At 37.4% G+C, this 10,369-nt stretch carries 9 protein-coding genes; 5 read left to right on the forward strand and 4 right to left on the reverse strand.

Annotation, left to right across the window (positions count from 1 at the left end; all coding sequences use genetic code 11):
* Positions 1-62 precede the first annotated feature (62 nt).
* Positions 63-1,316: an MFS transporter gene (locus tag GJV03_RS20620; RefSeq protein ID WP_154131013.1), complete on the reverse strand. Its 1,254-nt coding sequence runs from the start codon at positions 1,314-1,316 to the stop codon at positions 63-65.
* 155 nt (positions 1,317-1,471) lie between these two features.
* Here GJV03_RS20620 and GJV03_RS20625 point away from each other — a divergent pair, with 155 nt between their 5' ends.
* The 4 genes from GJV03_RS20625 (at position 1,472) to GJV03_RS20640 (ending at position 4,554) form a co-directional block, all read left to right on the forward strand.
* Positions 1,472-2,098: a 1-acyl-sn-glycerol-3-phosphate acyltransferase gene (locus GJV03_RS20625; RefSeq protein WP_105713129.1), complete on the forward strand. Its 627-nt coding sequence runs from the start codon at positions 1,472-1,474 to the stop codon at positions 2,096-2,098.
* Between the two features lie 60 nt (positions 2,099-2,158).
* Positions 2,159-3,076 (forward strand): patatin-like phospholipase family protein, encoded by a 918-nt coding sequence (locus tag GJV03_RS20630; protein ID WP_154131014.1) that lies wholly within the window; start codon positions 2,159-2,161, stop codon positions 3,074-3,076.
* Between the two features lie 138 nt (positions 3,077-3,214).
* Entirely contained in the window at positions 3,215-3,676 is a 462-nt protein-coding gene (locus GJV03_RS20635; RefSeq protein WP_004722621.1) for an NfeD family protein, read from the forward strand.
* A gap of 26 nt (positions 3,677-3,702) precedes the next feature.
* On the forward strand, positions 3,703-4,554 hold the full coding sequence (locus GJV03_RS20640; protein ID WP_004722624.1) for an SPFH domain-containing protein: 852 nt from the start codon (positions 3,703-3,705) through the stop codon (positions 4,552-4,554).
* Positions 4,555-5,073: 519 nt separating this feature from the next.
* Here GJV03_RS20640 and GJV03_RS20645 read toward each other — a convergent pair.
* The 3 genes from GJV03_RS20645 to prpF form a co-directional block, all read right to left on the reverse strand.
* Positions 5,074-5,985, reverse strand: a complete 912-nt coding sequence (locus GJV03_RS20645; protein WP_354666878.1) for a polyprenyl synthetase family protein — start codon at positions 5,983-5,985, stop codon at positions 5,074-5,076.
* A 148-nt stretch (positions 5,986-6,133) separates the two neighbouring features.
* A complete protein-coding gene (locus tag GJV03_RS20650) occupies positions 6,134-7,093 on the reverse strand; it encodes a diguanylate cyclase (protein WP_105713133.1) in 960 nt (319 codons plus the stop codon).
* Between the two features lie 258 nt (positions 7,094-7,351).
* Positions 7,352-8,539: a 2-methylaconitate cis-trans isomerase PrpF gene (prpF, locus tag GJV03_RS20655; RefSeq protein WP_105713134.1), complete on the reverse strand. Its 1,188-nt coding sequence runs from the start codon at positions 8,537-8,539 to the stop codon at positions 7,352-7,354.
* A gap of 317 nt (positions 8,540-8,856) precedes the next feature.
* Between prpF and GJV03_RS20660 the strand changes: the two genes are divergently transcribed.
* Positions 8,857-10,227 (forward strand): amino acid permease, encoded by a 1,371-nt coding sequence (locus tag GJV03_RS20660; protein ID WP_034616126.1) that lies wholly within the window; start codon positions 8,857-8,859, stop codon positions 10,225-10,227.
* The last annotated feature ends 142 nt before the right edge of the window (positions 10,228-10,369 follow it).

Genomic DNA, 10,369 nt, shown 5'->3' on the forward strand with positions numbered 1-10,369 from the left:
TAATCATAGCGTTATATACTAAATACTCACCTTGCATATTATAAAAATTTAAGTTCATAATATTATGAATAACGTATCTTTTTAATCCAATATATAATCGGGATTAGGCAAAAAATACCAATCACCAAAATCAAACTTAAGTAATTTAAATATCCCAATTGATCGCCAATCATGCCGCTTAATGTATATAACAACCCACTGACTGTTGCCATAATAGAGACCTGAAAAGTGAAATCTGTACCTGCATGTTCTTGACGACTATATTGCATCACTAAAGTTAAGATTATGACTAAAAGCATTGCAGCAAACAGATCTTCTAAAGCATTAATCAAATAAATTAACCACGGTGCTACAAAGTGCGATTGTTCATATTGAGCTGCTAACCACACGAACCCTGCTAAACTGATCAATTTCAAAATAGAAAACAGGATTAAAGCTTGGTGACGCTGTAGTTTTTTTAGCATTAAACTGGCCAAGCCTGCACCCAATAGTGCAGAAAATGCCCCCATCATAGTGATATAAATGCCGATTTGAGAAAGACTCAACTGTAGATCAACCAACAAAGGTTTGGTAATTGGACCTGTAAAGCCATCCGTTATTTTGATGGTACAAAGCACAAAGAACCATGCTCTTAGTTTTTTATTGACAAAGAAATAAGTTAAATAGGTTTTAAATTTTTCAATAAAATGCTGTGCAACGTCATCCTGTAAATGTGCTAACGCAGTCTTTTTTAAGTGCTTAGGTTCTTGATAAAACCAAATAGGAATTGTATTTAAAGCCACAATTCCTGCCAAAATCAAAAACGTACTTTGCCAGCTTAACCAGTCCATTACCCATAGGATTGCCCCGCCCCCAATAATAAATCCTAAACGAGAGCCAATGACTTGAATCATATTCCCAATATGTTGCTGATCCCCTTTTAAAATACTAACGGCTAAGCCATCCGTTGCAATATCTTGGGTTGCACCAATACTGTTCATACAGAGCAAAGCCATAAAAAACAATAATAAATAGATCGGTTCATTCAGGGATTGAATTGGTAAAAAAGATAAAATGGTTAGGATAGCAATGGTTAAAACTTGGGTTGGAATAATCCAACTTCGATAATGCCCTTTGGAACCATGTCCAAAACTGTCCACAAAAGGCGCCCATAAAATTTTAATTGCCCAAGGCGCCATGAGTAATCCAAAGCCGCCGATATGCGCCAAAGACACGCCTTGTGAGCGTAAAATCACTGGTAAGGCATGGGTCATAAAACCTACAGGTAAACCCTGCGCCCAATACAGTGAAAATAACAACAAATAAGTATGTCGCATGCAATCTAAACTCGAACGATGTCAATATAAATGGGCCTAACTTGATCTTGTGTGTATTGCTTTAATCTACAAATTTTGTAATATTTACATTTTGCAGATAGTCACTATTAAGCAAAAAACTAAAATCAATACAAGAGCAGTCATATAAAAATACAATGTCACAAAACTTTCCGATCATACCAGATCAAGTACCCCAACGTGGTACCAGCACCAGCCGTAATATCTTTAAAAACCTTTACTTAGTTCAAGGCTGGGGATTTGAGGGTGAATTTCCCAACTTACCTAAAGCCGTGGTATTTATTGCACCACACACCTCGAATTATGATGGTCTATATGCTTTCCTCGCCATGTTAGGTATTGGTGTTAAAGTCACAATTTTTGGAAAAGATAGCCTGTTTAAGCCACCTCTCAAAGCACTTTTTGAGTGGATTGGTGTCATTCCCGTACAGCGTGATTCACCGCATGGACTCACCCAACAGATTGTTAAAGTTATACAACAACAAGATAAAATTTGGATTGCCATTGCACCTGAAGGTACACGAAAAAAAGCTGAAAAAATTAAAAGTGGTTTTTATCACATTGCAATGGGCGCCAATATACCGATTGCAATTTTTTCACTCGATTACGAGAAAAAGCGAATTCACTGTTTAGGTACATTGCAACCCACAGGAGATTATGAGCAAGATTTAGCAGAAATTTTATCGCGTTTTAAAGGTAACTTTTCACCTAAACGACCTAAATTATTATCGATTCCTTTACAAAAACTATTGAAAAATGGCTAGAAAAAATAGAGACAATCTGTTCAGATGTGCAACATATATTTTGATCAAAAGTAATACCCCATGCGTTTTAAACAACTTGGTTTTATAGGCTTATTGGGTCTAGCCCTTGTTGGCTGTGACAAAACAACCAAAATTCCAACTCAGACCACTGCGATTAAAGCACGTGAGCCTGTTATTGCCATTGCTTTAGGTGGCGGTGGTGCAAAAGGTTTCGCTCATATTGGTGTGCTCAAGGTTTTAGAATCTCATGGGATCAAACCTAAAATTGTGACTGGAACCAGTGCAGGAAGTTTTGTCGGCAGTATCTATGCCAGTGGTAAAACACCTTATCAAATGCAGCAGATCGCACAGCAATTGAAAGAATCTGATTTGCGTGATTTGACTTTAAATAGCCAAGGTATTGTTCTTGGTCAAAAACTACAAGATTATGTCAATCGCAATGTTGCGAATAAACCGATTGAGCAATTTCCAATCCGTTTTGCAGCAGTTGCCACACGTTTAGACAATGGTAAAAAAGCAGAATTTATTAAAGGTAATGCAGGGCAAGCAGTTCGCGCTTCTTGTAGTATCCCCAATGTTTTTGTGCCAGCAACCATTGGTAATACAAAATATGTTGATGGTGGTTTAGTTAGCCCAATTCCGGTTCAGACTGCACGTGATATGGGTGCAGATATCGTGATTGCGGTCGATATTTCTGCACGTCCAAGTGGTAGCCAACCTATGAATATGTGGGGCTTATTGGACCAAACCATTAACATCATGGGGCAACAAAGTATTAACAATGAGTTGGCACAGGCTAATATCGTGATTCAACCTAAAGTTGGACACTTAGGTACGCTTGATCTTAAGTCCAGTAACCAAGCAATTTTAGAAGGTGAAAAAGCAGCCCAAGGCAAAATCATCGCCATTCAAACTGCAATCACTAACTTTAAAAAATCACCTGCTGCTTTAAAACCTGCGCCTCGGGGAAAATTCTAATATCGCAATAGCATTCAGATAATCAATCCTAATTGAAAACAAGAATAATCACGTTTTTATATGCAGCACTAAAATGATCTGCTACATTGATATAGATGATCCGTCATCTATATCAATGATAATCACTAGAGTAGATGTATGAACTTTATTTTTGAACCGTGGCATTGGTTTGTACTTGGCATATTGCTGATCCTATCCGAACTTGTATTACCAGCGTTTGCTGCTTTATGGTTTGGTATTGCTGCAGTTGTGGTCAGTATTTTGTTGTGGTTATTCCCAAGTATGAGTTTCACCCTGCAAGTCGTATGCTGGATTATCTTATCCATCATTTGCACTGTGGCTTGGTTTAAATTCATTAAACCTCTATCTGTAGATAAAACCAAAGCTGGGCTTTCTCGTGAAGCAACCATTGGTCAAACGGGTATGGTCATTCAAACTGGGCTTAGCCATGATCAAATTCGTGTTCGTTTTCCAATGCCTGTTTTGGGTTCTGATGAATGGAATTGCCGTACTTTATCGCCTGTACAAGTAGGTGACCGTGTACGAGTAACTGATATTTTAGGTAATGATTTAGTGGTAAAACTACATTCATCATCTTAATAATGAAGAATAAAGAGGAAAATTAAATGGGTTTTGGTTCTATTGTTGTTTTAGTCTTATTTCTATTTGTCGCTGTGACCATTTTCAAAGGCGTGCGTATTGTTCCTCAGGGTTATAAATGGATCGTACAACGCTTAGGTAAATATCACACCACACTTAGTCCGGGTTTAAACTTCGTCATTCCGTATGTGGATGAAGTGGCTTACAAAGTCACCACCAAAGATATTGTTCTAGATATCCCATCACAAGAAGTCATCACCCGTGATAACGCGGTATTAGTGATGAATGCTGTGGCTTATATCAATTTAACCACACCAGAAAAAGCCGTGTATGGTATTGAAAACTACACTTGGGCAATTCAAAACTTGGTGCAAACTTCACTCCGTTCAATCGTTGGTGAAATGGATCTAGATGATGCATTGTCATCACGTGATCATATCAAAGCAAAATTAAAAGCAGCGATCTCTGATGATATCTCAGACTGGGGGATCACACTAAAAACTGTGGAAATTCAAGATATTCAACCATCGCACACGATGCAATCAGCGATGGAAGCCCAAGCTGCTGCAGAACGTCAACGTCGTGCAACAGTGACCAAGGCAGATGGTGAAAAACAAGCGGCGATTTTAGAAGCAGATGGACGTTTAGAAGCCTCTCGCCGTGATGCGGAAGCTCAGGTTGTATTGGCTGAATCTTCACAGCGTGCCATTGAAATGGTGACCTCTGCTGTAGGTGATAAAGAAATCCCTGTTGCCTACTTACTCGGTGAGCAATATGTCAAAGCAATGCAAGACATGGCCAAATCGAATAATGCCAAAACTGTTGTACTCCCAGCAGATATTATGAATACTATTCGTGGTGTGATGGGTAGAAACTAATTTAGCGCGGTAAAAATCGTTAAAAAATAGGCAGCCGATGGGTTGCCTATTTTTTAACGTGAAAAATGTCGCTTAAGTTTTAAGGTTGAACAATTGATCCATATTTTTTCGTTATCTATAGTTAAATTTCGCGTTACTTAAAATCCTCTCTTTGCATCTGCATTCGAGATTTAAAGATCGATATTAAAATGAAATTACATAAAATACAGATAGATGAAGACTTTGAAGATGATGGGCTTTGCTCTATTACGTTTTGGTTCGAGGATGGCCCGAGATATATAACCCTATGTCGGGATGAACTAGCGTGTCCAAGCAGTATTTACATTGAGTATACTGATCAAATATATGGATTTGAAACCAGAGACATCGAATATTCATTTGAGAACGGACGATTAACCCTAAAGCTGTTGGTTAATTCGTTCAGATGGAATAATTCCAGTGATGTTGAAATTTATATCCCTAAGGCAGAAATTGACTCAGTGACATCCATCATGGAAAAAATATTTGATCTCAATTAAATTAGCTTTTTCTTGCCAACAAAAATTGCGAAATTTGATTCAATTCCTGTGCATCCTCGCCAAAATACGCTAAAGCTTTAAATGCTTGGTCATGTAATTGTTGCGCATAAATTTTGGCATTTTCTAAGCCCATTAAGGCAGGATAGGTCGACTTATCTACTTGTTGATCTTTGCCTGCAGTTTTGCCCAAAGATTCAGTATCAGACACCACATCTAAAATATCATCTTGTACTTGAAATGCTAAACCAATCGCTTGACCATATTGACGCAATTGTGGAATGGCTTGATCTGTACCTGAAAAAATTGTCACAGCAGACAGCATAATTGCAGCTTGGATTAAAGCCCCTGTTTTATTGCGATGGATATTTTCTAACTGTGCTTGATCAACATGTTTGCCTTCAGCCTGTAAATCCAAAACCTGACCACATACCATTTTTGAACTTGCTGTGGCTAAGATTTGCATTTGTTTAAGAATAATGCCCTGTTCAACAGCTTGACCTTGATCAAATAGACGGCTTCCTAATACCTCAAATGCCATCGATTGCAAAATATCACCAGCTAATAGCGCTGTATCTTCACCAAAAGCCACATGACAAGTTGACTGTCCGCGACGTAACAAGTCATTGTCCATACATGGCAAGTCATCATGTGCCAATGAATAGCAATGAATAAACTCAATCGCAACCGCAGCTCTACGCACGGCTGCAAAATTCGGATTATTTTGTTGTAAATGTGCAGTTGCATAACTTAAAGCCGGTCTAACTCGTTTTCCACCTAACATCACCGTATGATGCACTGCAGATTTTAATGGTTCTGGCAATGAAAAAGCATCTAAAGCAGCTTGTAAATCTTGCTGAATTTGCACTTGCGCTCGTTTTAAAATTTCTGCATTAACATTGGGAATAGAAGTCACATCTGCCTCGGTTTGTACGAATCGCTAAAACTAAAATCAGTAATTTTAGATACATTGGTAAATTGGGTGAGTCAGAACATTCTACTATGAGTCACTATAATTCTCATCCTTTAATTCCAATCCAATCATTTGAATAAGTGCAAGGCATCTATATTTCATTTTTTAATAAAAACAGTGAGTTTCGGCCTTTTTCTTTGGCAGAACGTACTGCAAACTCTAATTTTTGTAAGACATCCACCTCAGTTGGCTGATTGTGTGGATCTAAATGATAGATTCCGATAGAAGCAGTAAGATATTCATTATTACTACCAAACAATATCTTTTCATTGGTGACTGCAAATTTAAGCCGTTCTGCAAGTGTCACCACTGCCCACTCAGTAAGATGTTCAATCACAATAACAAAACTTGCTGAATTTAAACGAAAAATTTCAGCTTCTTCAGTTTGCGCAATCGCTTCATTTAATACAGAACCGAGTTGTATTAAGACCTCATCACCTGCAGTATAGCTATTGAGTTGATTAAATCGCTTAAAGTTATCTAAATCAATTTTAAGAAATGACAAATGCGAGTCACAACTGTTTTGCCAGATTTTATTTAAATAATGCTCAAAAGCAAAAGCGTTCTGTAAACCTGTGACAAAATCTAAATAGAGATGGTCGTGCAATTTTTTATTATTTTGCAAAAGTACATTTTCACGGCGCTTCAAACGCGTTATATCTGAGCAAACAACTACAACTGTTTCAATCTCATCATATTGGTTACGTATTGCTTTAAAATATGAAAGATAAAATTTTCCTTTGACATAAAATTCTTGCTCAAAATAATTTTTATTTTTTGAGAAATAACGCATTGCTTCAGTGAAATGAGCATAAACAACGGTCGAAAATGTATTGAGTAACTTATCAAACAAGTAAAGCGCGTCACTTTCATAAATATCAGCAAATTTTTGATTTACCCCTAAAAACCGCGCTTCCTGATCAAATAAAGCGATGGGTAAAGGAATTTGTGAAATAAAAGAAACCAGATGCAATTTGTCAATATCTTTTAAATATTCAAAAACTTTGATGTCTTCAAGGCTATCTCGTAGTTTTTTAGACTCTTGTTCCATACGCCACCTCGAAGCCAATAAATTTTTAATCTATTGAAATCAGCATTTAATGTATTAATTTTTTACAACAGCAAATCATCAGAATTGCTATCACATAAAGTAAGTATGATAAAATACTGTAACTATTTTGCCATACACAATACAAAATTAGTACTTTTATTGATATAAATCACAAAAAAATAAACCTTGCGAATGCAAGGCTATTAAAATTTCAACGATCAAATCTCTCAAATGCTATTTGAAAGCACATCAAAAAGATTAAAAACTATCTGCTGGCACTCGAACCCAGCCCTCCATCAATACACGCGCACTACGACTCATGATGGCTTTCTTAACAACCCATTGTCCTTTTTCATTTAAAGCTTGTGCACCCACGCGAAGTGTTCCAGATGGATGACCAAAGCGTACCGCCTCACGTTCACCACCTCCAGCAGCCAAATTCACCAAGGTATTTGGAATTGCTGCCGCTGTACCAATCGCGACCGCAGCTGTTCCCATCATGGCATGATGTAATTTACCCATCGATAACGCGCGCACCAATAAATCTGTATCGGTTTCACCCACCTGTTTACCACTAGACGCGGTATAGCTTTTAGGTTGCGATACAAATGCCACTTTCGGAGTATGTTGACGATTAACCGCTTCACTAATGTCTTGGATTAAACCCATTTTTACCGCACCATAAGCACGGATTTTTTCAAAACGCGCTAATGCAGCTATATCACTGTTGATATCGTCTTGTAATTCAGTTCCGTTGTATCCAATCTCTTCGGCATTTAAGAAAATTGTAGGAATACCAGCATTGATCAAAGTTGCTTGAAATGTACCAATTTCAGGAACCTCTAAGCTGTCTACAACATTTCCTGTTGGGAACATTGCTCCACCATCTTCCCCGTCATCGGCAGGATCTAAAAATTCAATTTGAACTTCTGCTGCTGGAAAAGTGACACCATCCAATTCAAAATCACCAGTTTCTTGAACTTGTCCCTGAGTAATAGGCACATGGGCAATAATTGTTTTATGAATATTGGCTTGCCAAATACGAACTGTACAAATACCATTTTCTGGAATCCGATCAGCTGCAACCAAACCATTACTGATTGCAAATGAACCGACAGCAGCTGTTAAATTACCGCAGTTGCCGCTCCAATCTACAAATGCTTTATCGATAGACACTTGCCCAAACAGATAGTCAACATCATGATTTGGTTGTGAACTCTTGGCTAAAATAACTGTTTTACTGGTACTTGAAGTCGCCCCGCCCATCCCATCAATCTGTTTTCCATACGGATCTGGACTACCAATCACACGGAGTAATAACTGATCACGTGATTGCCCCGCTATTTGTGCACGTTCAGGCAAATCATCGAGTTTAAAGAAGACACCTTTACTGGTACCACCACGCATATAGGTTGCTGGGATTTTGATTTGTGGTGCAGCGCTCATTTTATCGTATTCCTTTCAATTCTCTTTGTTGTCTAAAATAATGAATCTTCATTCAGTTTTATACTACCCTTTTTTTGAGTAAAATACTGACGGATTGACTTAAGTATTAAATAAATCTTGTCATAAAGCTTAAATATTAAACAGATTCAGTTTGCTTTGAAAATTTAAAATTAATCTTATTTCATTGAAAATTAATAAAAAAATTAAATATATTATTTTTTGACTTCACAGTTCCTTTCCATACATCTATCGCATACTAGGCTAAAAGTAACCAATCTATTACAATAATTAAATTCGCATAAATAGAGTTGTACACATTGAGCAACGAGTCTACACAATTACAGCGTGGGCTTAAGAATCGTCATATCCAATTGATTGCCATGGGCGGTGCAATTGGTACAGGATTATTCTTAGGTTCAGCACATGTGATCGAAAAAGCTGGGCCATCCATTATTTTGGGTTATGCCATTGGTGGTTTGATCGTTTTTTTAATTATGCGTCAGCTTGGGGAAATGATAGTACATGAACCCGTAGCTGGTTCTTTTAGCCATTTTGCCAATAAATATTGGGGTAAATTTCCTGGTTTTTTAACTGGTTGGAACTATTGGATGTTGTACATCCTAGTTGCAATGACAGAATTAACTGCGGTCGGCAAATACATCAATTATTGGTGGCCTGAAATTCCAAACTGGGTGTCTGTACTGTTTTTCTTCGTTGTGATTACACTGGTCAACCTAGGAAATGTGAAGTTTTACGGTGAATCCGAATTTTGGTTATCCATCATTAAAGTCACTGCTATTGTTGCAATGATTGTATTTGGTATTTATTTGGTTCTGACCGCAGATGTAAGTTCAGGGATTGCTTTTTCAAACTTATGGTCTCATGGTGGCTTTTTTCCAAATGGATTTGATGGCTTATTTTATATGCTGGCTTTCCTTATGTTTGGTTTTGGCGGTATTGAATTAGTTGGTATGGCTGCGGCTGAAGCCAAAGACCCAGAAAAAACCATTCCTAAAGCGATTAATCAAGTTGTGCCACGTATCCTTATTTTTTACGTAGGTTCGATGATTATTCTGTTGTCTTTGGTGCCTTGGAACCAGTTGAATTTTGGTGGTTTAGATAAAAGTCCATTCGTGATGGTCTTTAGTATGATTGGGATTGCCTGGGCAGCTCATCTGGTTAACTTTATTATCTTAACTGCGGCATTATCTGTTTATAACAGTGGGATGTATGCCAATAGCCGTATGCTTTATGGTTTAGCAAAACAAGGCAATGCACCTAAAATTTTTACCAAAACCAATAAGCATGGTGTACCAATTCCATCTGTATTACTTTCTGCATTTTTAATTTTAGGTTGTGTACCTTTAAATTATTATTTACCAGAAGATGCTTTAAGTCATTTGATGTATGTGGTGGTTGGCGCTTTAGTTTTAAACTGGTTAATGATTACACTCACCCATTTAAAGTTTAAGCGTGCTCTACGTTTGACCAATCAAACCAGCAAGTACCCTGCACTTTGGGCACCTGTTAGTAATTTCGTTGTAATTATTTTTATTGGTATCGTTTTATATATCATGTGGGATCAAGGATTTAAAGAATCCGTGTTGATGATTCCTGTATGGATTACCCTGATGTTAGTCCTGTTTGATATTTTAAATCCAAATGAAATAAAGACTGAAGAAAAATAAATCTAACCCAAAGCTATTATTTCGATAATAGCTTTTTTTTCATATGCATATACGGTAAATTATTTACTTATTGTGCCCTTAGCTTAACTGGATAGAGCAGTTGCCTCCTAAGCGACAGACGTGGGTTCAAGTCCCGCAGGGC

The organism is Acinetobacter sp. RIT698 (assembly GCF_009668065.1).
Taxonomy (GTDB): domain Bacteria; phylum Pseudomonadota; class Gammaproteobacteria; order Pseudomonadales; family Moraxellaceae; genus Acinetobacter; species Acinetobacter guillouiae.